Origin of the sequence: Spirosoma arboris, from assembly GCF_009754945.1 — a bacterium.
Taxonomy (GTDB): Bacteria; Bacteroidota; Bacteroidia; order Cytophagales; family Spirosomataceae; genus Spirosoma; species Spirosoma arboris.
Genome location: NZ_WPIN01000015.1, coordinates 12,234 through 35,144 on the forward strand (window position 1 = coordinate 12,234; position 22,911 = coordinate 35,144).

Sequence of the window (22,911 nt, forward strand, 5' to 3'; positions counted from 1 at the left end):
TACGCCATGATTGAACAAATTGTCAAAGATTATAGGAGGCATTTATTTAACTCTCCTGAAAGTATTATTGAAAAATTGAACTACTATCGCCAATTGAGCAATAAGGGTTTTTTTGGCCTTAAAGTGGAGGAGTTGGAAACTTTAAAGCGAAACATTGATCGATTTTTTAACGTAAATCTTGCTTTTTTTGCAGACACTTATCCTACAAAATTATTTAGAGTAACTAATAATAAATTTTTGTGTGAAGGTCGAAAGGAAAAGCTTCAGAAAATTTCTCAATTGCTAGGCCCCCCAGTAGGAATGTCAAATTACAATAGATGTAATTTGCCCGGCGAAAGTGTATTCTATGCTGCCTTAAACTTAGAAACTGCCCTTTGGGAAACTCAGCCCCAAGTTGGCGATTACATTACAGTTAGTGAATGGAAAATAAAGCCAGGACAATTTCTGAATACTCATTCAATATTTCATCCAGAGAAAACTTTTCTGAATCAGGAATCGAAAAATGCTTTCTCTTATTACAAGGAAGCTCAGAAAAATATTGACCCAAATTTCGGAAAAATATTCCACGAAGTCCTTAAGTTTTTGACAGAGGAATTTATGAAAATTGTTTCTAGCGATGAAAAGGAGAACTATTTATTCTCTGCCTTCATTTCTTCAAGATTTCTCCAGGCGGCCCCAGATAGTAATGGATTTAAAATAGATGCCATTAGTTACCCAAGTACAAAAATGGATTTTGGTTTAACAAATCTTGCAATTCGAAATTCAATAGTTCTAGATAAATTACAATTAGATTCGATCTTAGTATTTACCGTAGGGGAAACTAATTATGATAAAGCTAATATCAAAAGCAAAGATATAATTAAGACTGGCTTTGTATATGAGGTAAAAGATTTTGACATTAAGAACGATAAAATATTATATAACCCTGAAATAGAATTGAAACTTTTTATGGAAGCAATACGTAAAAGCGATGATGAAAAATAGGTACTGCCCAAAATTTAATCACCTCTCCGTTCGATCTTATTAATAAACGATCCATGGCTATCCCCGGGGTAAGGCAAAAGGTATCGGAAATCAATCAGTTAGGGGGTGGGGTTGTCTATCAGGGCACCCAGCGAATACCCGCCTTATCTCCCATTGCCCGTTATACTCCACATCGCATGGAATATGGGGGGGTAATTAGTAATGCGGCCAATGGTGTTGCTCCCATTGATTACGGACAGATGCAAAGAGTCCTTGTCAACGCCATCCAGTCCCTGCCAAACCCGATTGTTGATGTGGGTAATATTCGCACGAAGGTGAATCGGCAGGTGCGGGTGGAAAATCGGGCGGATGTGAAGGGGTAGTAGTAGGCAAAAACAAAAATCCCGGTTGATATGGCCGGGATTTTTGTTGCTAGTAATTTAAAAAAGGGGTAACAAGCTAGACAGGTGTTTTTCTGATTTGCTCTACCAACTGAGCTACTGATTACTTTAAGTAATCAGGCCGGATTCGAACCGACGACTCAATCTTTGCAGCGAAGTAACCCGTTTATACGACACCCTTTTTAGTAGCGAGTGGCAGACTCGAACTGCCGACCTTAGAGTTATGAGCCCTACGAGCTACCATCTGCTCTAACTCGCCTTACAAAGATATTAGAAATTTGTCTGAAAAATCAAGACAAATTTCGGGTTCAATATTTTTAAAAAGCAATCAGCGTTACCTGACACGGCTGGCCACTGACATAATTCTCGACCTTGTTCAAATAGAAAATTTGATCTGAAAGAATAAGAGCGCCAACTTTGACCCGTTGCAGGCGGATTAACTTCGAAAAATCCAGACTGGCAATGTCAGCTGGCTTGAGATACATCGACACAGTGAGCACCCGCATCCGGCGCAGGACTCGCTTAAGTCCACCATAATACAAATTGATCAAGGCCTGCTCCCCTCGGGCAATCGGAATCGGGGCAAAGGATAAGCAAAAGGCGGTGTTGTTGGTAATAGCCGGAAACGGCCGTTTGCCAAACCAACACGGTTTCAGCTTCACCGTTACCGGCTCGACCGTCACCCCATCGTCAAGGATGCGCGTTGTTTGAACCGGCACGGCATCATCGAGCGAAGCCAGCAGCAGCCTTGGGCTGGTACTCTGGTTGTTGATCGTCAGATTTTCGCCCACACCTGATACCGTTCGGGTTTTTATAAAGACGGGATTTCCATAGCCAGGCAGATCCTGATCACTGTCGGTACTGGCCGCGAAGGGCATCTCAAAAAGCGGAACGTCAGCCTCCAGCACCGGGGCTGCCACATTGATCACCCCATCCCCATAATTCAGGAAAGTAGAACCAATAAGCTGGCCCGCGGCCTTGCTCTCGTCGGTTTCTTTCCAGGTCAGCCGGTTGACCTGGCCATACGGATCGATGCGGGGTACCCATCCCGGCTGAACACCCGTATTGAGTTTAGCACTCCAGTCCAGCACATTACTGGTATTGTTGATCGTATCGGATAATTTGGAAAAGCGGATCTGTCGCCGACGCTTGTTGACCAGCCAGGTACCACCGTAAATATGGGCGACGGCCACCATCAAAGCCGTTCCGGTAATATCAGGAAGATTCCGGGACACTAACCAGGTATCCCCTAGGGCGGTGGTTAGACTGGGTGTAAACGACACAAACGAATTATCGGGATCATTATAAATCTCAAAGCGAAAGGCGCCAAACTCGGTAAACCGCCGGGCTTCGAGCCGAATCTGCACCCGATCACCTGCTTTACACTTGACGGTCTGGGAGAGGGTCAGCCGGTCGCTTCGCAGGAATAATAGATTATAACCAGACCCTGCCTCAAATCGATTACTTGCCACTGTATTGCCGTTTTTTACGACTGACAGGATCACCTCCACACCGCCAAGAACGCAAAGAGCTTTGAAAATTTGACTGGCATCGACCCGTAGATTCATGGCCGAAGGGCAGGCATAAGTGTGGGTCGTTGTATTGAACGGATGTAGTTTGCCCTGATAGAAAATGTCGGTATTGTCGATGCTATAGGGCTGAATGCGATCAATAAAACTACCTCCACCCAGGGTTCCTTTGTCGATGGTGTCGGGCGGTAAGTTCATCGTCACGTTGGCAAAGCGATCCGTTTGCCACTGCTGATCATTGCTGGTGGGAACATCCTCCGAAAACGGAATTAGTAGTCGCTTGTACAGCTCATCGCCCGGTAACTCACCGACCATCGTATACCCCTCTTCCTGGAGCATTTGATTAATGAGCGTCTTGACAAAAATGGCGGGAAAAAGAATGTCGGGCGGCTGCACGCCATTGCGAAGCAGACCATAATCAATCACAGGATAGCAAATGCCCTCGGTTGCAACTGCGCGCATATTCATTTGCTCGATTGTCCAGTCATGGTTCAAATAGGCCAGATTTGCCGAACGGATCGACCGCGACAACCGGGCAAACAGATCCTTTTTTTCTTCATACAATTCGACTTCCCATCCCCCCGAAAAGCTGGTCAGTTCTGCAAATCCATCAAAAATGATTTCTCCTCGCTCGATCAGCATCGCTGACAGCGGCTTATAAGGCCAGTCCGAACGGGCGTCGAGCTGCTCGGCGTTCTGGCTCAGCTTCCTGATTAACCGACTATCCGGCAAATCAAAGACCTGGGAAAAGTTTGTCTGCAAACTATCAGGTTTAGTTAAGTCATTGCCCTGATACGTCGTCGCAATGCCCGATAGCGTCGCCACATGCTGATTTTCTAGTAATAAGCCCTCCCGATCCGCCATGCCGAATTTCGTTTGAAGTTTCGCTCAAAGTTGATAAGGCGTACCCCCCTTTTATAAAAGCCAAAAAAACTACGACATGACGTACAATTGCTCAGCAACTACTACGTAAACGGAATACCTACAATTTCGACCCATCGAAAATTTTTACTTCTGAGGTGGGCAAAACGGCAAGTATTTTCATTGATGGCGAGGTAAACAGCTACAGCTATACCGCATCCATTCAGGGCGTACGGGATACATTGAACTGGTCGGGTCAGTTCGATGACATCACGGTGACGATCAACAGCTGTGGGGGTGATATCGCCGAGGGGCTAGGCATTTATGATTTGCTTCGCTCGTACGAAAAGCCCATTACCACCGTCGTAATTGGTCAGTGCTGCTCGGCGGCTACGATCATCTTTCTGGCCGGCTCTACTCGTCTGATTTACGAAAACGTAGTCGCGTTTATGGTGCACCAGGCCGCTGGTGAGCCCAACGGACCGGCTACGGCCGATCAGCTGCGGACGATCGCTGATTTCGTCGATAGCTACAACGAACGAATGACGGCCATCTACATTGAGCACACCGGCGCCAGTGCCGAGACCGTCGCCGAATGGCTCAGTAAAGATTCGTTCATGACGGCCCAGGAAGCGCTCGACAATGGATTTGCGACCGCGATTGCCAAACCCGTTCAGGCCAAGTACTACGCCAGCCGGCGGTATACTCCTCCTTCCCCGAGTACCAATCAACCCCAAATAGATCCCAAAATGAAGATTATCACCAATCAGGCCAAGCGCCTGGCTACGGTTGTCATGGCGCTGCTCGCTGGTGCCAAGGTGGTGGCCAAAGAAGTTACGACGAGTACCGGTGAAAAGCTGACCATTGACATGGCCGACGACACGCTGGCTGAAGAGCAGACCGTCACCAAAGATGGGGAGCCTGCTCCTGATGGGAAATACACCATTGACGGTGTAGAAATCACGGTGAAGGGGGGCAAAATCGAAAAAATCGATACGGGTGGTACCTCCACGGATGTCAACGCTGAAGACGAAACGACGGTCACGGCCGAGGATGATACCACGGTTACGGCCGAGAACGAAGAAGAATCGGAGGAAGAGCCTGATCTGGCTCAGCAACTGGCGGATGAAAAGGCGAAAACGACTGCGCTGGAGGCCAAAGTAACCGCACTGGAGCGCAACCAGGCGACGGTGACCGCTCAAATGAAGCTGCTGCTGGGAACCAAAGAATCAGGTGAACCCAAAGTCCCTGCTCCCAAAGGTGTCAAGAAAAAAGTGACCGCCGTAGCCGTGCCCGATGAAGACGAGCAGGAGCGCCAGGACATGCTGGATGAGCGCGCAGCGAAAGGACTGGGTATGACTCTGGAGGAATACCGGGCCAGTCAGGAGGCCTAGCCATTCTGTCGCAAACGAATCGCGGGCACAGGTCGGCCGGAATGCCGTACCACCCGAAACCAATTCCAATTCTATCCACACCATAAATTTTTCCTATCCACAAATGAAAGGCGTAAAGGTAAAAGCCTCGCTCCTGACAGGTACTCCGCTTACCTATTCGGGCGATATGGCGATTGATTACGTGATCCGGCCCGCCATCAAAACGGGCCGGGTCGAAGATTTCATGAAGGTGGTCTATGGCGTTAAAAACCGCCAGCAGGTCATTTTCGCCGACCCGATTTACAAAATTACCAAAGTCGATCCCGGCTGCGGTACGGGCGTCACGACGCCAACAGTGAACCGGACGCAGAAGTTCTGGGCCCCCGTCGACGTAAAAGCGTGGGTTGATCAGTGCTGGACGGACCTGAAAGGGACCATCCACGAAGCGCAGTTGAAAGCTGGCAATGATAAGTCGGATCTGACCAATACCAAGATCGAACGGTTCATGCTGGATTTGCTGGAGCCGGCGGCTTACAGTGACTTTTTGCGCATGCTGTGGCTGAGCAAGACGACCATCACGGCCGGTGAGCTAACCAACGGAGCAGGTGACGTTCCGAACTACAACCAGATTGACGGGTTCTGGACGCTCATCTTCGCTGGTGTTGGTGCAGGTACCATCAAAAAGGTTGCGATTGCTGAAAACGGCAATGCGGCTGGTTCTCAGGGACTGGGCTCAGGTCGGGCCTATGCAATTCTGGCCAGCGTGTTTGCCAATGCCAGCACGGTGCTCAAGCAGGTCGATAAGTCGAAAAAAGTGCTGTTCGTCGACCGTGGTCTGTATGAAGAGTACGAAAGCTGGCTCGAATCGAAAGATTCCCTGGAGTCGTCTTACGCTAAACTTCAGGATGGCCAGACAACACTGACGTTCCGGGGTGTGCCGTTGATCATTGTTGACATCGTCGATCAGTTCCTGGACTCGGACTTTAACCTGTCCGGTAAGACGACGATGCCACACCGGGTGATCCTGACCGTGAAGGATAACTTCCAGGCTGGGGTAGACGGTGACACCACGGACCCAACGGCCATGGAGGTATGGTATGAGCGCAAAGACGAGAAATGGAACGGCCGGTTGAAGTACAAATTAGCCGCCATGATCGCCGAAGAAAAGTACGTTTCGGTCGCTTACTAATCATCACGTATAGAACTAACCGTTAGCGAAAGCTGGCGGTTAGTTCGTACCTATCCACACCAACGATCATGGGCGTTTGTGACGCAAAGAAAATAAAACAAAACCTGAAGCGGTGTGGCCAGAAGGCGCTCGCCAAGGGGGTTAATGAGCTGATCTATATTGGGATGCGGGATGAACAAAGTATTGCGTTCACGTTCGATTCGACCAATACGACCATCCTCACGGCCATTGCGATGGGAACTTCTCAGAAGCTCTTTGCCTACGAAGGCAAGAACTACTCGAATGATCCCAGTGTCGGCTTTAACCGAACCGATTTTGATCTGACCCTGCCCCAGACGATGGTCATCGTTCTGTTCTCGAACAGTCCGGCCACGAAACTGGAGATGGAAGCCCTGTTTACCCGAAAAGACCTGGTGCTCATTTACGAACGGGTGTCGGGTGACTTCGAAGCAATGGGTGTCGGTGCCGGTATGCAGGTAACCAACTTCGTGTATCGTCCCAATGACGATAACAAGGGCGCGTTTGTGGTCACGCTGACGGGCGCTGATGAGGTAGACCTACCCAAAACGGTACGGCACGTGACATCGGGTACCGACGATACGCGTGTATACCTGGCGGGTCTGGTAGCGGCTGATGCGTAATGAGCGAGCAACTAATTGAGATCATGAGCCGGTGGCTAACCACCGGCCAGATCTCAGACGATGAGAAGAACCTGCTAAAAAACCAGTACCTGATCGATATCGGGGCAGTTGGTTGCAAAACCTGCGGGAATGTCTGGTCGGATATCAAGCATCACTTTGAGTACAAACTTAAACTATTAAATCTTACTCCAGTGGCTAAGTCAATTCGTAAATATATTATTCTGGGGGGCTTTCTGATGCTGCCTGGTGAATCAGTTGTCTATGTAAATGAGGGTCAGGATTCGGAAGATCGTAAGGTGCTAACCGATGAAAGGGCCGAGCAAATCCTGATCAAACATCCCGATTATAAGCAGTTGATTGGTATCAATCCAGCGTGGCAGACTCGACAGGATGCCATCGAGGCCGGTCAGGAATCCGACGATGAAGAAGCTGACGAAACGGAAACTAGTGGTTCAAATGAAGAAAAAGCGGGTTCGGAAACGGATCAAAAACTAGCTGACCTGCAGAAAGCGCACGATACGCTTGTCGATGAGAATAAAAAACTCAAGGAAGACAATCGGGTCCTGAAAGGTCAACTGACCAGAACAACGAACGAGTTGACCAGGTTGAAGACCGCTCCGCCGGTAACACCAGCTGCACCGGTTACCCCAGCCGTCACGCCTGATCCGGCGAATGTCAGCACAGTAGAGGTTAGTGGTGAGCCATCGGCAACACCAGCGGGTGAGGGAAGCCCAGCTGAGTCGAAAGGAAGTCCCGCAGCGGATGCGGCCCAGCAGGTCATTGATCAAAGTCAGGTCTAGTAGTAGCCATCCTAGTAGTCTAATAGCGTACTGTTTTTATCCACACCATGCAGGTTGCCCCACCAAAAGCCAAAAGAGTCACGGTCAGGAAGTCTGCCTTACGAGGACTCCTGGCTTTTGGTGAAGGCAATCTATTTCCGCAGCAGCTGCTGGATGTAACCTCAGATAGCGTAACGGCCCGGGCGTGTCTGGGGGCCAGAGCCCAGTTTATTCAGGGGAACGGCTTTAAAGACGTTTTGACCTCTAAGCTGATCGTTCACCGGTCAGGCCTGACGCTCGATAAAGTACTCAACAACCAGGCCAATACGATTAGCTACTTCGAGACGATCGTGCTGCACATTGGCTATAATGGATTAGGCCGAATTGCCAGCATCAAGCCAATTCCGTTTGAATTCATCCGGTTGTGTGAGCCCGACGAAATGGGGATCATTTCCGAAGCTGCTATCTGCCCCTATCTCGATGGGGGCTATAACCAGTCGAAAAAGAACCTGTTCACCAAACTTCCGCTCTTTAATCCAGACCCGGAAGTCGTACAGGCTCAGATAATCGCTGCGGGGGGTATCGAGCAGTACCAGGGACAGATTTTGTATGAACCGTTCTGGGCGCCGGGTGACGGGTATTACCATAATCCCAGTTACCTGCCCGCGATTCGGGCCATCGAAGCCGAAGGCCAACTGGATCTGTTCAACTGGAATACGATTGTCAACGGCTTTAACGTGTCGGGTATTCTGAGCATCGTCTCTGATCCGGCGCAGATGGTGCCTGAGTATGATCCGTATTTAGACCCCAAAAGCATCGAATACCAGCTGAGCGATAATCAGGGGGCAGAGAATGCGGCTCGGGTAATGGTGCACCGGTTCAAAAATATTGCCGACCTGCAGGCGACTCGTTTCGATGCCATCAGTGGGGTACAGCTTGCCGAGCGATTTAAGTACACGTCCGAATGGGCGGAAACGATGATCACCCGGGCGATGCGGACACCGAACGAAATCGTGGGTATTCGCAAACAGGGGGGTATTGCACCGACGGGACAGGAAGTGGTCGTGGCCAGCAACCTGATGTATCAGATGGTCAACCCCTACCAGCGCCGGCTTCAGGAGATTTTTGAGTATCTGTTTTCATTCTGGAAAGACCCGATCCCTAATCTGGATTTCCACATTGAAAACCTGAATTATTTTCCTAATGGATTAGGAACCGCAAATGGAACAACCGACTCCGTGGCTCAATCGGGCTAGTTTTCAGGGACGCGTCAAGCTACCGCATAATTTCGACCTGAGTGTTTTCGAGCCGTTTATTCTGGATCTGGAAGAGATCGCGCTACCGGCGTTGCTGGGTGATAAACTAGCGGCCTTGAAAGCCTGGCTGGATACGAATCAATACGGTATCGTAGCCCCACCCGATGATCCGGATGAAGAGGTCGCAGTCGATCCACTGGAAACGCTCTATAAAAAAGTAGTGCCATACCTGGTCTATGCGGCTTACGCAGAATACGCCTTTGGCGGTGATGTGCAGGCCACCAATACGGGTATGGTAGTCAAGGAACGGGAGAGTTCGAGCAGTTTGTCGGATACCCAGCGCACGCAGCTCTATCGCAACTACCGCGATAAAGCCAATGCCCGGGCAGTTCTGATCACCAAATACCTGGATGAACAGCGGCAAAGCTGCGTGCCGTCGGCTTACTCTGGTGAGGCCCGCATTAGCTCGTCGGGCGGAAAAACACGGGCTAAATCAGATTGCTGGTAATAACGAACGACTAAAATGGCTGTTTTTCAGGTTTTTGTCACCAATAGCGCAAGCCAGCCCCTGTCGGGTGTGGCGATTCGGCTATTGGCGCCCGATGGAACCGATATAACGGCTACTCGTTTTGGAGCCTCGCCGGTCTATACCGACGCAAACGGCCTGTTTACCCGCTTTTATCTGGTTGCTCCCGGCCTGACGGCGGGTATTTACTCGATTATAGTCTCGGCCTCAGGCTATACCGGTCAGACCAAAGCCACGGCGAACACCTTCACGGGGCTGGGTAACTTCAATTTTACGCTGTTGGCGCTACCAACCAGTGTCTCCGTGGAGATTACCGAACCGGAATCGGGTTACGTCTCACCCATGGCACCGGTTGAGTTTCTGGTACCAGCTGTTTCGCCGTCGGCCGCCTGGGAATACATTGAAGCGACGGTGACCAGCGACGATTCGACATCGGTCATGGAGGTACCCGTCATCAATGGTCAGGCCCGGTTGAATCTGCAGGCCCGGCTTGAGCTTGAACCTCTGCCACATTTGGTAGGGGATGGTGTACTGGCCATCGCCGACGCGGATTTTTCAAAAAACTTCAGCATTGATCTGGCCAGCCTGACCGAAACGGGCAGCGTTAGCATCAATGAAGGCTTTACGATCTGGTCGGCTAACGCGTTTCCTTCGGATTCGATCAATGACCTGACCAGTTTTACCAATATTGACGGACTGGCCGACTGGCTGACGCCCTGGGAAGAATTGCCCGTATTTACGGGTCATTACGCCGATGCCATGATCTGGCTGCCCATACCGAGCGAGGACGCCTATGAGCTGATCACGCACTTTCTGGATATCAACCAGCAGGCGTTTACCAATGTGGGCGTAGTGCTGCCAAACGAAGCGTTTAGCTCCGGGAAGGTGGCCAGAATACGGATTCCAGAACCAGTTGCCGGAGCGCATTATGCATTACTCACGGTCACACTAGCCGGCGTGGTTCAAACCAAGCCGCTAAAAATTCGCTACATCTATGGCTAAACAGACCCGAACAAATCTCAAAGACCGCGCCGAGACTGTTGCCGAAGAAACCATTTTGGGTGCGAATACCGCGCTTAAAATCGGGCAGTTGTATGATGACATTATCGACACGGTTCCCATGGACTGGGAATCGGGTCGGGCGTATCTGGATGGAGAAGAGGCCATCTGGCAGGGCCGGATCGTTACAGCTTTTGGGAATACGAATGCCGGGGATTCACCGGAATCGGCACCCGAAAAATGGATTGATCCTGTTATTGATTCACTTTCAAAATTAGGGGTTGATGGGCCAAATCTGCCTGTTCTGGCTAATGCTCTGAAGGAGTACGTTACCCAGCGCATCAATGAAGTAAATGAAGGCGGGGGTGTCGCTCCGCCTAAGGCTACTATTGAGATGATCAATGATCTAGCCGACAATAATGCCTATGTAACGGCTTATCTGGTTGGCCTAATCATTACTAAAGTTGCGGAGCTGATATCGGGGAAAACCCTTCAGGATATTTTAACCAACGGAAAAGTAACTGATATTGAACCCGAGTTCGACGGGGGTGTCCTGGTAAACCTTACCGATCCACCACCTGGAGTTACGCTGATCAACGTGGGCATTGATCCGGCAACTAAACGGCTCTACAAGGGGGCCGGTACGACGGAGCCACCACCGACCAGTGTGGCCCCCAACTTCATCATCTTTGGTCATTTCATTGAAAATCTGCCCGATGCCGTCCGGGCGTCTGCGCCCAACAGCGAATGGCAGGGGACCATCACGGCCACGCCGAACGGTAATTACCGGGTGGTGGGAGCAGCCACCATTGCCAGGGAAACTAAAACGTATCACCTCGAAGAAGAGCTTTCCGATGCGACCTGGCGTAGCTATTCGGGCAGCCTTGGAGCGGTGGTGTTTGGCCTCAATACGACCCTGGCGGGCGTAGTCATTGGTACGGGTAACGGTGTTTTGGATGCGACAGCCTACGCAGGCTCATCCGATCAACCGATTCAGGTAACGGCTACCGTCGGTAGTACAACGGTTTCACTTCCCGTCACCATTACCAGCAGTGCGCTGATCATTGTGGCCGCTTATTATGCCTGGCAGAAAAACAATCCGCCGACGACGGCCTCTAATCTGGACCTGTATTTCAAGATTTCGGGAACGGGTGATATTGAGATCGCCACCGAAGTGACCGGACCACCGGCGTTTGTGCTCCCCAAGTCATCCTATAATGGTTTGAATACGGGCAGCTATGCCAATGGGGCCACCAAGCGCACATCCATCTACAACGCCGGCAGCACGAGCGTAAACAAACTGTATGTACGAAAAGTGGGCACAACGACCGATTTGCTGGTCTTTACCCTGCCCGCTCTGCCTTCATCGGGCAATGTCCCCATCACCCAATTTTATCCCAGCTAACCATGGCAACTACACGACGAACATATCTGGTGTGGGCGAACACCATCGCCGGGGTGGATGGCGTACCGAAAGATACCCTGTATTATTTTCTTCGGGCCAGCGGTGGCAGCTGTGATGCGGATGATGCTGCGTTTTATAGCCTCTCCCCTGAGCAGAAAATAGCCCTGAGCACAACGAGCGCACCCGATTCGGTACTCGGCTGGTCGGCTCAGGCCTGCTCAGGGACTGGTTCGGCCAAGCTCAAAAAGCTCTACATCGCCCGCAATCCGGACAATACACTCTCGCTGTATGCCGATGGCACGGGCACCCTGAAAATTAAGCTGATTGCCGCCGAGGGCACACCGGCTTACGCGGATGGGCTAAAGACGATGACGACCCTGGACGGTCCGTATCCGCGCACGGGCCTGTTCGCGGGTTCGATGCCCTATGGTTCCTATTTTCTGGCCGTACCGAGTGGCAATTACGTGGTGCAGTGGATCGACGAAGATGGTAAGTTTTTGTCGTTTAGTGTCACGCTCACCGCTACCGCTCCCTTTTATCAGCTCTTTGCCGGGTCGGGCGGTACAACCCCAACCACGCCGACGACGCCCACTACGCCAGTGGATGAACAGCATTACGATAGCCGTGGTGTACTGGCAGGCTACTTAACGACTTAACCCGATGGCACGATACGAGATTCGAAAAAAGGATGGGGTAACCACCTATTACCCCGAAACGGGGCAGGAGGTATTTGAAGGAACGCCGACAACGGTGGCCCCAACGGGCACAACCCCGGCTTACCTGGCCAGTCGGGTGGGTAAGCTCTACACGCCGGAAGCAGCCAAGCGAACCCTGAACCTGGTGGACATTGGCGGGTCTAAATCCCTGTTTTTTTTCTCCTCCGATGCCCGCGAAGACGAGAAAAAGCACGCAGCCTGGCTGAGTGCCGGTGCCGGCCGTATTTCCCAGTGGAGTAGCAACGAGTCGGCGGGTTCCCGCTTTTCGGACCTGCCGGATGGCAAAAAGTTTGTCTATCAGACCCAAAGCAGCCTGCCTGGGGAAGGGTTCTGGTGGTGGGCCATGAGCGTGGTTGATTTTGAGCAGGGGTGCATCAATATGATTAATGCCTGGCCAGCGGGCGTAATCTGGACGGCCAACATCGAAACCAATAACTACTGGCAGCGCTTCTACCATGGTGATGACAGTGGAGCGGGCAATATTGGCCATTACCCACCCTGGCCCGAAATCAAGGGTGTGCGTATCCAGATGGAGTCGCAGCCGGGCAGTATGACCGTCGAAGAGTTGTTCGCCAATCCGGGCCTGCAAGCTCAGGAGGTAGCGGTTCGCCGGTCGAACCGCTTTGCGATCATGCTCGACGTAGCGGGCCGGGGTGGAGCCGACCGCTGTTTTGGCTCAACACCCTACCAGGGCGATCCGGGCGATCAGACCCTGACCAGCAATACCCGGTTCCTGGATGAGGCCGATATCAACCTAAATAATGTTGGCGGCAGTAACGGCACGATCGTGCTGAATGGTCGTACTTACACGAACATGAACGGCAGTTTCTGGAAGAAACAGACGGTCAACCTCGATTATTTTTACTACTTCGGCTTCCTCTACGACGGGGTGTACGTCGATGCTTCTATTTTCGAGAACAGCGCTCACCCCTACCATACCCACACGAATTACCCTGACCTCTACGCGCACATGAGCGATGGGAACATTGTGGCGCGTGAAATCGGCCACTGGCTGGGGGTTCAGAAGCGGCTGGCCGATGTGAATGGGGGCAATCCCATTCCGTCCATTCGCATGACGGAATTGCACTACGAAGGTAATTTTTCCCGTGTGCCCAATGGATTCGGTTTGTCGGGAACGTTTTTGGATGGCGGCTCACCCAAAGTCTGGATTACGCCCGTCAGTATGGAGAACATGTACAAGACCTATCACTTCCTGGAAGGGGAACGCGAGAAGTCGGGCTTTCACGTGTTTTACGCGGCCGGGGCGCCCAACCAGGGCATTATCTACAATAAGGACTCGATTGCCTACCTGAACCATGCGTGGCACACCCATAGCCAATTGTGGGCGGCCCGGCGCGACATGGAAACCATTCTGGACAAGATCGCCAACAGCACGCTGACGACCGATATCGATATCAAAGTAGGCAACACGGGTGACTTTCAACGCCTGAACGGGGTGAGTGCCTGGAATCAGAACAAGCCGTGCGCGGCTACCCGGCACAAAACGACCTCGGAAGGCACGGCCGTGCTGGGGCTGATCGGCTTCGGGCAGGATAGTGACACGACCCGTACCGATGTCATTCAGATTCCGGGCCTTTCGGGCAATATGCGGATTCAGTGTACCTACAAAGGGCCACAGGTGTTTTTGTTTGAGTGTCTGTTTCCCAACGGCGTCACCAACCAGACCATTATTGCCCAGTCGATTATTGCCAGTGAATTCAAACCCGGCTACGGAGGCCGCATCAACCAATGAGCAACATCGCCACCCAATCCGTTCATTTTTTCAATAACGCCAATACCAATATTTACAATGGTACCATGCAGCGGGACATTATACTCTATCCCTTGACTGCGGATGGAGAGGCCCGACTGGAGGCTGATATTGAAGCGGGCGTGTTCACGATCACCCTGGAAAATGGAGCGACGCTTTCGCCTGGTACCGTGCCGCCGTTAGTGGAACCGTCACCCCCTGGTTTTTCTGCGTATTCACAAACATTCACAGGTCCTCTGGATCGCTACATCTATGCCGCCAGCTCGGGCACAACACCAACGAGTACCGACGCGCCTTTTACGGGCTTACCGAAGACCGATACAAATTATAACTTTTCATTCACCTACAAGACGACCCTAAGTTCAGGGTCTGGAGTGGCCGGTATCAAGGTGAATGGCGTTGACCAGAAGACGGTGACGTTGGAAGCCGCTACCGGTGGCACACGAACCGTAACGGGCACACTAAGCCTGCTGGCGGGTAACAACACGATCACCTTCGTCCTCGATTCAGGTACGATGCCGTATACGGTTATGTCGTTTACCATCACGCGCGCGGCTGGCGCGTAATCAGCAACTTGTATGACTACCAATATATTAAGCGATCAGGTCTCGACGCTACGACTTGAAATTTTTCGGGATAATCCCTGGCGAAAAGTCTTGACATTGCCAGTAGGATTTGTGCTGCCCACTGGAGTCACCACGTTTGTTTACGCAGATGCCGATGGGGCAAAGCTAGGCGACAGTGTACAGCCTAATGCGTCAATCTCAGGACGCGAAATCACACTTGAATATGATACGCCCTGGAAACTACCGGAACAGGCATTTCACAAGATCCTGTTTGATGGTGTAGTCAAATGGGCTGGGCCTGTCGTTACAACTCGGAATACATCGCTTGGAAAAGCGGAACAGTCAGGCACCGTATTGATTGTCAATCAGGAGGGAGTAGAAGTCGAAGTACCTTATACGACGGACTTTCTGGCCCTGGAGGCTCGTAATGCTGCACAAAGCTTTGCTCAAGATTCAGAAACGCAAGCTAATCGCTCTGAGTCTGAAGCCGATCGCTCCCAGCAGCAAGCCAATATTGCAACTGAATCGAATGAGCAGCTCTCTGGGTATTTCTCAGAGACAACTCAATATATAGGCACGGCCGTAGACCATATCGATTCAATACAGGAAAATATCGATACCCAGCAGGTCGATGTCAATCAGAAGTCGCAACAGGTTGCCCAAAATACGAATACAGTCAATACGGCCAAACAATCGGTCGATGATTCGAAAGCACACGTTGACCAAGTAAAAGGCCAGATTGATGGAATTAAATCCAACATCGACACCCAGCAGGTCGATGTCAATAACAAATCCATTCAAGTTGATCAGAACACCAATGCAGTCAATACGGCCAAGCTATCAGTTGATGATTCGAAAGCACACGTTGACCAAGTAAAAGGCCAGATTGATACAATTCAACAGGACGTCACAACCAAACAGGGCATTGCAACAGACAGTGCTACACTGGCAGGGCAAAAAGCAAATGAGGCAAATACTAGTGCTGGCAATGCTCATGCAAGTGAAGTCAATGCAGCGGCTAGTGCGCAGGTATTTATCGATGGGAATAAAGGCGATTGGCAAGCCGCTACTTTATATAGCAAAGGCGACAGGGTTTTTGTCGGTGGAAGCTCCTATGAGCGAAAAACATCTGGCCTTTCGGGAGCCAGTTTCGATGCAACTGAGTCGCAAAACTGGCAGATATATGCGCAGGGAGGTGGAGCGTCAAATGGATCAGTAGGAATAAATACCCTATCAACCACCGTACAAAGTCTGATCTGGCAGAATCTGCCGCCCGAGTCTGGCTATCTGGTTGGTCTTTTGGATGCAAAAAAACGGATTCTATTTGGCTTTAAGCTCGACGGATCATTTGCTGTTACCAAGTATGGGTTAGGTTCGATTGGTGGGGCTGCGCTGGTCGATGCGTCCATACCCCTAGCGAAGTTAGGGACCGATGCGACATCCCTATTCTGGCAGGTCATGCCGTCTGAATCGGGCTATAATATTGCCCTGGTCGATGCGAAAAAACGTATCTATTTTGGCACGAAAACAGATGGTTCGTTTGTGGCGACTAAGTTTGCCGTAAGTAGCATTGGTGGTACAGCGCTGGTAGATGGTACGATCACATTAGCCAAATTAGGGGCAGATGTAAAGGCTTATTTCTGGCAGGACTTGCCCGTGGAAACCGGCTATATTGGTGGATTCCTGGATGCTAAAAAACGTATACTTTGGGCTGTTCGACTAGATGGTACCTTTTATGCGCCAAAGTTCGAATTTACGTTAGGTAACAACGTCGTCGGGATGGCAAACCTGACGACCGACGTACAAAACGCGTTGATTGCAGGAGGTAGTACCAACGTCAATGAACGCGTTGTGGTCGAAGATGATAATCTTCTGAGAGGAAAGGTTGTCGATATCGCCACGGATACGGGTATTGGTGGCGCGAACTTTATGCGTTTCCCTCGGTTTCGTACGCCTGTTTTGCAGGGGATAAATACATCGGGGCAAGCGCTTGAATTTCGTAGATCGTCCGGCCTTTTGACGAAGGCAGAGAAATATATCGGCACATTTACACCAGCCGCTACCATTCAGGAATTAGTCTACAAGGGAACCACGGGCAGCTCACCCGTTACGACTGGCCTTGTTGCAGGCGATTATTACGCCATTCGCGCAACCGTTGGGACGCCGATTGTCATCAATTCCCAATCCTACGTAGGTGGCGATTTAACGATCTGGGACGGAACCCAATTTGTCAAAAAGGCGGCACCGGCTCCTACTGAAACGGCACTGATTGGTCATTGGTGGGTGGTTGATACAGCCGGTAGATTTGATGGCGTCTCTTATGCCGTTGGCGACATTATTTATTGTGTGGCCATCGCTTCGCAGGGCGGACCATATACCCGCTATTTTACGAAGCTTAAAGCAGGTGAGTACGCCTTTGCGGGGGAATTCAACCCGGCTACCTTAACGAGCCCCATTACTTCCGAAAACGTTTATTACATCGCTTCCGCGACAGGTACCTATGATGGAAAAACGTTCGTTCGGGGGGATATGCTTATTCGGATATTAGGTACGTGGCACAAAGTAACGTCTGAAATCATCACAGCTATTGCCGCCGGCTCCTTCTTTTCTTTCAACTGTGCAGCATTTGCTGACGAATACGAAGTGCGTCGGGCTGATGTTTCGGCCACCCGTGTGCAGGTAACCGCGCAGGGACGGAGTGCCTATAGCCAGAAAGCAAGTATAGGGTCGCTAGTCGCCTATACAGACAGTATGGGGGCTAATCTACTATCATTGGCCGCGCTGGTAGCGCCTAGAACCTTTGCCTTAAATGCTTTTGGTGGAGGTACGTCGGAACAAATTCTTTCGATGCAAAAATACCACATCCTCAATGGCGATCCGTATAAAGGCTGGATTCACCTGTGGTATCACGGTCAGAATAACACGAGTGATTTAGCTCAATACAAAAAGGCCGTCGAGGAAGGAATCAATATGACCGGCGCACGGGATCGGCGGTTCCTATTCTTAGGTGTCTTGGGTCAGCGAAATGCGCTCTACAACGGCACTCGGCTCGTGATTGATGCCCAGGAAGGCCGGTTTCAGAAGAGTTCAACCAATGCCATTTACAACATTGAAACCTACCTGGACAGTGTTGTTTCGGGTAGCTGGATTAGTACCTATCAGGTGCTCTTATCTAGTGCAGTAGGCCGCACAACCATTGACCCGACATTCCCGGGTATGACCGAAGCAGCCGTCGCAAGTACATATGGGGTTCTTCCGTTTTCGTACTGGTTCGATTGGACAGCCGCACCCTTCACAGCCGCGCAACTTAATTTCCAAGGCTATTCGGACGCGACTCCAACGGGCGGCAGCAATTTCGATTATTACCTGACGACAACAGGCAATCTAGTGGTCAACGTGTCGGGTACCTGGACGACCTATACTTACGACCGAATTCATACCCTTTCTACCGTTCGCACGCTCTATGCAACTGCGATTCAAAATTGGCTTACAACTCAAAAATATTAAACTCAAAATCCAATGGCTTCATTACCCGGCAAGTTCATGCAAACTGATGCGGAAATCGTTAATCCCGATCCTGCATGGCCTATTTTACGTAAAGATTCTCGTTTAACAGTGGGCTCTTTACTCCTTATTGACCCTTCTCACAGTCTTTTAGGACTAAGTGCCGTCCCTGCCAGTGGCGGTGTAATTCCGAATATTGCCTGGGAAGAAGCAGCCGCAATTTTAGGTTCAGGGACACAGGCATCTTTATCGGCCACTGTCACAAACAACTTCGGCGCTAACGTGTCACTTTTTGAGCTGACACCCAAAAAGCTACTTCATGGGATTGTCAGTCAAACCGCTAACACGGCGACGGCGGTTTACCAAATCGCACAAGCGGCTATTGCGGCCTATATAGTGGCCAATCCTACCCATGATTTTTATTATTCACATGCCGGTTATATAAGCCGGGCTCCCCTTAATGCCAATCATATTTATATGGGGTTGACCAGCTCTCAGTATTCGGTTAATAATATCGTCAGGTTTCAGCAGACAAGCACAACCGCAGCGGGTCAATCAGGCGTACGAAACAGTCCGTCAGTTCCTATGGCACCAGGCTATTTCTTCCGAAATGTCGCGGGCAAAGGCGTTACAGGTACCCTGGCTTCGCCGACGAACTTAATTAAATGGGGCTCGAATAATAACTGGGGGGAATTCGTAGCGAATCAGGCCCCAAGTTGGGCATTAGGGTGGAGTCACATAGTCGATCTGACCGTCGCAGGTTTGACTTACGCCCAAATGGATGCGATTGAACTTGCTTACTATAATAATCAACTGGCCACGGGCGGACGGTTTACGGGTGATACGTTCACGGCACCATCGACGCTGGCGTAAAAATCCCGATCAGCAAGACCGACCGGGATTCGTGAATTTTCCTAATTAAACATTAGCACTAAGATAAGTCAAACGGTATGATTCTATTCAAATCGCTCTTCGCCTGGATTGTTGAGAATCCCTTTGTGCTGGTCATGATCCTGATCGCTGGTCTGATTGGAGCGGTGGCCAGTTGCGAAAGCAAGACCAGAAAGCTACGTGCTACGCAACAGGATCTGCACGTATCAGGAGTACTTGTGTCGAAGCTTCAGGAGGAATCGACAGCACTCAAAACGACAATCAACACAGCCACGCAAATCAAAAAAGTTAATTATGAAAACCTCGAAAAGGAACTGGCTGCGGATAGTCTGCATGCTGATACTCTTAGTGTCGATCAACTTGAACGTGAAAATGATAGCTTACTCACAAGTAATCGGCAATACGTCCGAAATCGAGCGGCAAAAAGAAATCAACCGGCAGTTGAAGGATTACGGCCGAACGTTGGCCCGAAATGATACGCTGGAGACTAAATCGGCCTATTGCGATGCGCTCGTGATCAATACGCGAAAGGCGTTATATGCACCTGTTGGGTGGTTTCCACTCTGGCGATTGAAGCGTCAGCGGGCCAAAGTCGAAAAAGAGCTTAAGCGTATCGAAGGCAAGCCCTAGTTAATAGTACCCACTCAACCGGACAAACATGAATAAAGAATCTTGGAACGCATTTTGGGAGGCCATGCCGCCAGAAATGAAACTGCTGTTGGGTGTGGTTGCAGGCGCTACGGTTCACTTCCTGCGAAATCGGGCCGTACCGATTGCAGAAGGGTTATCGAGCGCCCTAATTGCCATCATCGCCGGCTTCATTATCACGTTCGGCGTTTGCACTGTAAAGCACTGGAATATGGGTGACTGGTGGTTTGTTGGGAGTGGTCTGGCCTTTATGACCAACTACATTCTGGGAGGCATGGAAACGGTGGGTAAACAGATTCAGGATACGCCAATCAAGCTACTGATTGAAACGATTTTAGACACGTATGACGCTATAAAGGCAAGGCTTAGTAAACCGAAAGAATAATCATGATACAGGAAGAGATTCTATTCCGACTATTACAAGGCAGTACAGCCACTGGTTTTGTCGCTCTATTGATTACCTGCATGAGCATGCATGAAGTAAAATGGTGGCTACCGATCCCCATTTACCTCTTATCGTTTATGTGCCTGGTTACGTTTCTAACGACGTTTTTTATGCGTCGGTTTACGTTTGAGGTAGCCGTCATTACCATGTTTGTGCTGGCAGTTAGTGCGGTCACGACTGCACTTCATGGATATATCAGGCCATTGCCAACCAGTAAGAGGGAGGCATTGAATCGACGTCTATTGTGGTTTATCTTACCAATACTGGGTCTGTTGTTTACGGTCTGGTGTGTTGGGTCGGTCTACGAAGGCGGTATTAGTTTCTTTGTTCGCTTTGAGCAAAAACTGAATCATGCGATCCAGAATCAGGATGAGATGAAAGCCCAACTTGATGAGCAGGCGGCTGAAATCTCTGATCTAAAACAAAGCTCGACGAAACGGGATGCTACGTCGGCGGCATATCGGCAGAAACTGGATCAACAATTTGAGAACGTGAATTCCCGCCTGACTGATCAGAGTTTACGCATTCATCGACTAAGTACTAACCAGCAAAAACAGGGTAATTAAGTTGCTATGAAAGCGATTCAAACCAAGCCCATGCTCTATGCCCATTACCTGAATCTGCTTCAGGAAAAGGCAAGGGAAATGGGCTATAATCTGGTGCTGCATGGTAGTCTGAACCGGGACTGTGATTTGATCGCTATACCCTGGGTGGATGAACCAAAGCCACACCTTGAGTTAATTCAGCAGCTTGACTATATCCTAACTGGTCGGGAGCCAGTACTGGAGGCCAAATACTACATGCACAGTATTCTGCCCGGTGGGCGCAATTCGTATGTGATTAACATTTACAGAGGTGGCTATCATCCGGATAAGGAAGGATACACCCCCGATCCACAATTCTATCTTGATATTTCAGTAACGCCATGCCTAATCCAATCTTCGTCCAACCCCGATTAACTCTAAACGATTTCCAGAATGCCGCTGAACTGCTCAGTACAGGAGTAGCTGAAGTTAAAGCCGTCACCGAAGTAGAGTCAGGCGGTCGAGGGTTCGATCTAACGAATCGAGTGATCATCCGCTTTGAGCCCCATGTTTTTCATCGCTACACCAAGGGAGCCTACGACATTTCGCATCCACTGCTTTCCTATCCGGTCTGGCAGCCAGGTTACCCAAAGAATCTTGACCACAGCTGGCGGCTGTTTACCGAGGCCTCGGCACTGGATTACAACGCAGCTGTCATGGCTACTTCATTTGGTCTGTTCCAGATCATGGGGTTCAATTTTTCAGCCTGTGGGTGCAAAACTGTCTCGGAGTTTGTCGCTGCTATGAAGCAGTCCGAGGGAGAGCAGCTTCGATTGTTTGTCGAATTTGTAAAGAGTCGGGATCTGGATGATGAACTCAAATCCCATAATTGGGCATCATTTGCCAGGCAGTATAATGGTGCTGGATATAAGGCAAATCAGTATGACACAAAGCTGGCCGATGCATTTAAACGATTTTCTGTTAAGTAATTTTTTGGTTAAAAAGAGGAAGTACAAAAACGCCCGGTCAGTGATGAGCCGGGCGTTTTTCTCAGAGAATAAATCAAAAATTTCTAATTCATTAGTTTAATTAAACTCATAACATAATCCCATGGTTCAACGACCGCATATCCTGAATTTTCTAGAAAAACGTGAGATAATCCCTCAAATTGACTGCTTTGCCAAGTATCTGCTAAAGGGATAAATTCAGTTACTATCCCAATAATTTGCAAAATTGGAGAGGTTGAGTCTAGGGCAAAAACAGGTCCGCCACTATTTCCAGGAAAGACTGGACAATCTAAAACTATTGTTTTCTTAGTTAAATTTTTACCTGCGATAGATCCTTTTCTTGTAATAGGAGTGAAAAAGTCAAACTGATTTCCATATCCAAGTGAAGTAGGAAATCCCACTATTATTATATCTGTTAAAATTTTAGTCTGTTTCATTAGTAAATAATTTTCTTCCTTTAAAGGATAAGTATTTAGTGCATTATTTCCTTTTAAAATGCTTACAAATGGTTTATAAAAAATCACATCTTTTTTTAGCGTTCCAATCTTTATACTTACTAAATCTTTATCAGTATAAAACCTCAAATTTTGAGCTTCAAGGGCCTTTATTAAGTTTATTTTCATTATAAAAACCATATTGCTATCACTATTACTTTGAAATGAAGTGACTTCAATATTAGAATCTTTAAATTGATGATTCTTATTAATCTCTTTAAGAAGAACATGCCTAGCAGTCACTAAGTATAGTGCTGTATCATTTGAAATAATAATTCCTGAACCAGTGCCGGCACTATGTTTAAGTAGGACTGCAGAGTTAATTATTTCCTCAGTTGGCCTCTTAGTCGGTTGAATTTGGCCACTAGCAAATGCATAAAAAAAAAGAACATTGATAAGTATTAGTAATGATGTTTTCATTAT

Annotated in this window: 23 protein-coding genes and 1 tRNA gene; 21 read left to right on the forward strand and 3 right to left on the reverse strand. The window is 49.5% G+C overall.

From position 1 onward, the window contains the following. Positions 1 to 6 precede the first annotated feature (6 nt). Both GO755_RS29595 and GO755_RS29600 read left to right on the forward strand, forming a co-directional pair. Positions 7 to 984 carry an RES domain-containing protein gene (locus GO755_RS29595; RefSeq protein WP_157589050.1) on the forward strand — a complete coding sequence of 326 codons (978 nt, stop codon included), beginning with the start codon at positions 7 to 9 and terminating at the stop codon, positions 982 to 984. Between the two features lie 53 nt (positions 985 to 1,037). Next, on the forward strand, positions 1,038 to 1,346 hold the full coding sequence (locus GO755_RS29600; RefSeq protein WP_157589051.1) for a hypothetical protein: 309 nt from the start codon (positions 1,038 to 1,040) through the stop codon (positions 1,344 to 1,346). A 204-nt stretch (positions 1,347 to 1,550) separates the two neighbouring features. On the opposite strand, the gene GO755_RS29605 is transcribed toward GO755_RS29600, so the two are convergent. Next, a tRNA-Met gene (locus GO755_RS29605) sits at positions 1,551 to 1,623 on the reverse strand. Positions 1,624 to 1,681: 58 nt separating this feature from the next. Then, positions 1,682 to 3,757: a hypothetical protein gene (locus GO755_RS29610; protein WP_157589052.1), complete on the reverse strand. Its 2,076-nt coding sequence runs from the start codon at positions 3,755 to 3,757 to the stop codon at positions 1,682 to 1,684. Positions 3,758 to 3,912: 155 nt separating this feature from the next. Between GO755_RS29610 and GO755_RS29615 the strand changes: the two genes are divergently transcribed. The 19 genes from GO755_RS29615 (at position 3,913) to GO755_RS29705 (ending at position 21,976) form a co-directional block, all read left to right on the forward strand. Continuing rightward, the gene (locus GO755_RS29615; protein WP_157589053.1) at positions 3,913 to 5,148 is read left to right on the forward strand and encodes a Clp protease ClpP; all 1,236 of its coding nucleotides are present in this window, start codon (positions 3,913 to 3,915) and stop codon (positions 5,146 to 5,148) included. Positions 5,149 to 5,251: 103 nt separating this feature from the next. Further along, entirely contained in the window at positions 5,252 to 6,316 is a 1,065-nt protein-coding gene (locus GO755_RS29620) for a hypothetical protein (RefSeq protein ID WP_157589054.1), read from the forward strand. A 68-nt stretch (positions 6,317 to 6,384) separates the two neighbouring features. Next, on the forward strand, positions 6,385 to 6,957 hold the full coding sequence (locus GO755_RS29625) for a hypothetical protein (protein WP_157589055.1): 573 nt from the start codon (positions 6,385 to 6,387) through the stop codon (positions 6,955 to 6,957). Further along, positions 6,957 to 7,757, forward strand: a complete 801-nt coding sequence (locus GO755_RS29630) for a hypothetical protein (RefSeq protein WP_157589056.1) — start codon at positions 6,957 to 6,959, stop codon at positions 7,755 to 7,757. The genes GO755_RS29625 and GO755_RS29630 overlap by 1 nt, the downstream gene beginning before the upstream one ends. Positions 7,758 to 7,804: 47 nt before the next feature. After that, positions 7,805 to 8,992 carry a hypothetical protein gene (locus tag GO755_RS29635; RefSeq protein ID WP_157589057.1) on the forward strand — a complete coding sequence of 396 codons (1,188 nt, stop codon included), beginning with the start codon at positions 7,805 to 7,807 and terminating at the stop codon, positions 8,990 to 8,992. Next, positions 8,958 to 9,500, forward strand: coding sequence for a DUF6712 family protein (locus GO755_RS29640; RefSeq protein ID WP_157589058.1), 543 nt, complete (start codon positions 8,958 to 8,960; stop codon positions 9,498 to 9,500). The genes GO755_RS29635 and GO755_RS29640 overlap by 35 nt, the downstream gene beginning before the upstream one ends. A 15-nt stretch (positions 9,501 to 9,515) precedes the next feature. Continuing rightward, positions 9,516 to 10,520 (forward strand): carboxypeptidase-like regulatory domain-containing protein, encoded by a 1,005-nt coding sequence (locus tag GO755_RS29645; protein WP_157589059.1) that lies wholly within the window; start codon positions 9,516 to 9,518, stop codon positions 10,518 to 10,520. Continuing rightward, a complete protein-coding gene (locus tag GO755_RS29650) occupies positions 10,513 to 11,922 on the forward strand; it encodes a hypothetical protein (RefSeq protein ID WP_157589060.1) in 1,410 nt (469 codons plus the stop codon). Before GO755_RS29645 ends, GO755_RS29650 begins: the two co-directional genes overlap by 8 nt. Positions 11,923 to 11,924: 2 nt before the next feature. After that, the gene (locus GO755_RS29655; protein ID WP_157589061.1) at positions 11,925 to 12,578 is read left to right on the forward strand and encodes a hypothetical protein; all 654 of its coding nucleotides are present in this window, start codon (positions 11,925 to 11,927) and stop codon (positions 12,576 to 12,578) included. A gap of 4 nt (positions 12,579 to 12,582) precedes the next feature. Next, positions 12,583 to 14,391 (forward strand): hypothetical protein, encoded by a 1,809-nt coding sequence (locus tag GO755_RS29660; RefSeq protein WP_157589062.1) that lies wholly within the window; start codon positions 12,583 to 12,585, stop codon positions 14,389 to 14,391. Beyond that, positions 14,388 to 14,975, forward strand: a complete 588-nt coding sequence (locus GO755_RS29665; protein ID WP_157589063.1) for a hypothetical protein — start codon at positions 14,388 to 14,390, stop codon at positions 14,973 to 14,975. The genes GO755_RS29660 and GO755_RS29665 overlap by 4 nt, the downstream gene beginning before the upstream one ends. A 12-nt stretch (positions 14,976 to 14,987) precedes the next feature. Next, positions 14,988 to 18,482: a hypothetical protein gene (locus GO755_RS29670; protein WP_157589064.1), complete on the forward strand. Its 3,495-nt coding sequence runs from the start codon at positions 14,988 to 14,990 to the stop codon at positions 18,480 to 18,482. A gap of 12 nt (positions 18,483 to 18,494) precedes the next feature. Continuing rightward, entirely contained in the window at positions 18,495 to 19,352 is an 858-nt protein-coding gene (locus GO755_RS29675) for a hypothetical protein (RefSeq protein ID WP_157589065.1), read from the forward strand. 77 nt (positions 19,353 to 19,429) lie between these two features. Continuing rightward, positions 19,430 to 19,846, forward strand: a complete 417-nt coding sequence (locus GO755_RS29680; RefSeq protein WP_157589066.1) for a hypothetical protein — start codon at positions 19,430 to 19,432, stop codon at positions 19,844 to 19,846. Beyond that, positions 19,833 to 20,000 (forward strand): hypothetical protein, encoded by a 168-nt coding sequence (locus GO755_RS29685; RefSeq protein WP_157589067.1) that lies wholly within the window; start codon positions 19,833 to 19,835, stop codon positions 19,998 to 20,000. Before GO755_RS29680 ends, GO755_RS29685 begins: the two co-directional genes overlap by 14 nt. Before the next feature lie 28 nt (positions 20,001 to 20,028). After that, a complete protein-coding gene (locus GO755_RS29690; protein ID WP_157589068.1) occupies positions 20,029 to 20,403 on the forward strand; it encodes a hypothetical protein in 375 nt (124 codons plus the stop codon). A 2-nt stretch (positions 20,404 to 20,405) separates the two neighbouring features. Further along, the gene (locus GO755_RS29695; RefSeq protein WP_157589069.1) at positions 20,406 to 21,029 is read left to right on the forward strand and encodes a hypothetical protein; all 624 of its coding nucleotides are present in this window, start codon (positions 20,406 to 20,408) and stop codon (positions 21,027 to 21,029) included. Between the two features lie 6 nt (positions 21,030 to 21,035). Beyond that, positions 21,036 to 21,422 (forward strand): hypothetical protein, encoded by a 387-nt coding sequence (locus GO755_RS29700; RefSeq protein ID WP_157589070.1) that lies wholly within the window; start codon positions 21,036 to 21,038, stop codon positions 21,420 to 21,422. Further along, complete coding sequence (locus GO755_RS29705) at positions 21,389 to 21,976, forward strand: N-acetylmuramidase family protein (RefSeq protein WP_157589071.1); 588 nt, start codon at positions 21,389 to 21,391, stop codon at positions 21,974 to 21,976. Before GO755_RS29700 ends, GO755_RS29705 begins: the two co-directional genes overlap by 34 nt. Before the next feature lie 83 nt (positions 21,977 to 22,059). On the opposite strand, the gene GO755_RS29710 is transcribed toward GO755_RS29705, so the two are convergent. Beyond that, positions 22,060 to 22,908, reverse strand: a complete 849-nt coding sequence (locus GO755_RS29710) for a S1 family peptidase (RefSeq protein ID WP_198174980.1) — start codon at positions 22,906 to 22,908, stop codon at positions 22,060 to 22,062. Positions 22,909 to 22,911: the final 3 nt, after the last annotated feature.

Coding starts and splice junctions, on each gene's coding strand:
- GO755_RS29595 (WP_157589050.1), top strand. CDS start 7: ATGATTGAACAAATTGTCAAAGATTATAGGAGGCATTTATTTAACTCT.
- GO755_RS29600 (WP_157589051.1), top strand. CDS start 1,038: ATGGCTATCCCCGGGGTAAGGCAAAAGGTATCGGAAATCAATCAGTTA.
- GO755_RS29610 (WP_157589052.1), bottom strand. CDS start 3,757: ATGGCGGATCGGGAGGGCTTATTACTAGAAAATCAGCATGTGGCGACG.
- GO755_RS29620 (WP_157589054.1), top strand. CDS start 5,252: ATGAAAGGCGTAAAGGTAAAAGCCTCGCTCCTGACAGGTACTCCGCTT.
- GO755_RS29625 (WP_157589055.1), top strand. CDS start 6,385: ATGGGCGTTTGTGACGCAAAGAAAATAAAACAAAACCTGAAGCGGTGT.
- GO755_RS29630 (WP_157589056.1), top strand. CDS start 6,957: ATGAGCGAGCAACTAATTGAGATCATGAGCCGGTGGCTAACCACCGGC.
- GO755_RS29635 (WP_157589057.1), top strand. CDS start 7,805: ATGCAGGTTGCCCCACCAAAAGCCAAAAGAGTCACGGTCAGGAAGTCT.
- GO755_RS29640 (WP_157589058.1), top strand. CDS start 8,958: ATGGAACAACCGACTCCGTGGCTCAATCGGGCTAGTTTTCAGGGACGC.
- GO755_RS29645 (WP_157589059.1), top strand. CDS start 9,516: ATGGCTGTTTTTCAGGTTTTTGTCACCAATAGCGCAAGCCAGCCCCTG.
- GO755_RS29650 (WP_157589060.1), top strand. CDS start 10,513: ATGGCTAAACAGACCCGAACAAATCTCAAAGACCGCGCCGAGACTGTT.
- GO755_RS29655 (WP_157589061.1), top strand. CDS start 11,925: ATGGCAACTACACGACGAACATATCTGGTGTGGGCGAACACCATCGCC.
- GO755_RS29660 (WP_157589062.1), top strand. CDS start 12,583: ATGGCACGATACGAGATTCGAAAAAAGGATGGGGTAACCACCTATTAC.
- GO755_RS29665 (WP_157589063.1), top strand. CDS start 14,388: ATGAGCAACATCGCCACCCAATCCGTTCATTTTTTCAATAACGCCAAT.
- GO755_RS29670 (WP_157589064.1), top strand. CDS start 14,988: ATGACTACCAATATATTAAGCGATCAGGTCTCGACGCTACGACTTGAA.
- GO755_RS29675 (WP_157589065.1), top strand. CDS start 18,495: ATGGCTTCATTACCCGGCAAGTTCATGCAAACTGATGCGGAAATCGTT.
- GO755_RS29680 (WP_157589066.1), top strand. CDS start 19,430: ATGATTCTATTCAAATCGCTCTTCGCCTGGATTGTTGAGAATCCCTTT.
- GO755_RS29690 (WP_157589068.1), top strand. CDS start 20,029: ATGAATAAAGAATCTTGGAACGCATTTTGGGAGGCCATGCCGCCAGAA.
- GO755_RS29695 (WP_157589069.1), top strand. CDS start 20,406: ATGATACAGGAAGAGATTCTATTCCGACTATTACAAGGCAGTACAGCC.
- GO755_RS29700 (WP_157589070.1), top strand. CDS start 21,036: ATGAAAGCGATTCAAACCAAGCCCATGCTCTATGCCCATTACCTGAAT.
- GO755_RS29705 (WP_157589071.1), top strand. CDS start 21,389: ATGCCTAATCCAATCTTCGTCCAACCCCGATTAACTCTAAACGATTTC.
- GO755_RS29710 (WP_198174980.1), bottom strand. CDS start 22,908: ATGAAAACATCATTACTAATACTTATCAATGTTCTTTTTTTTTATGCA.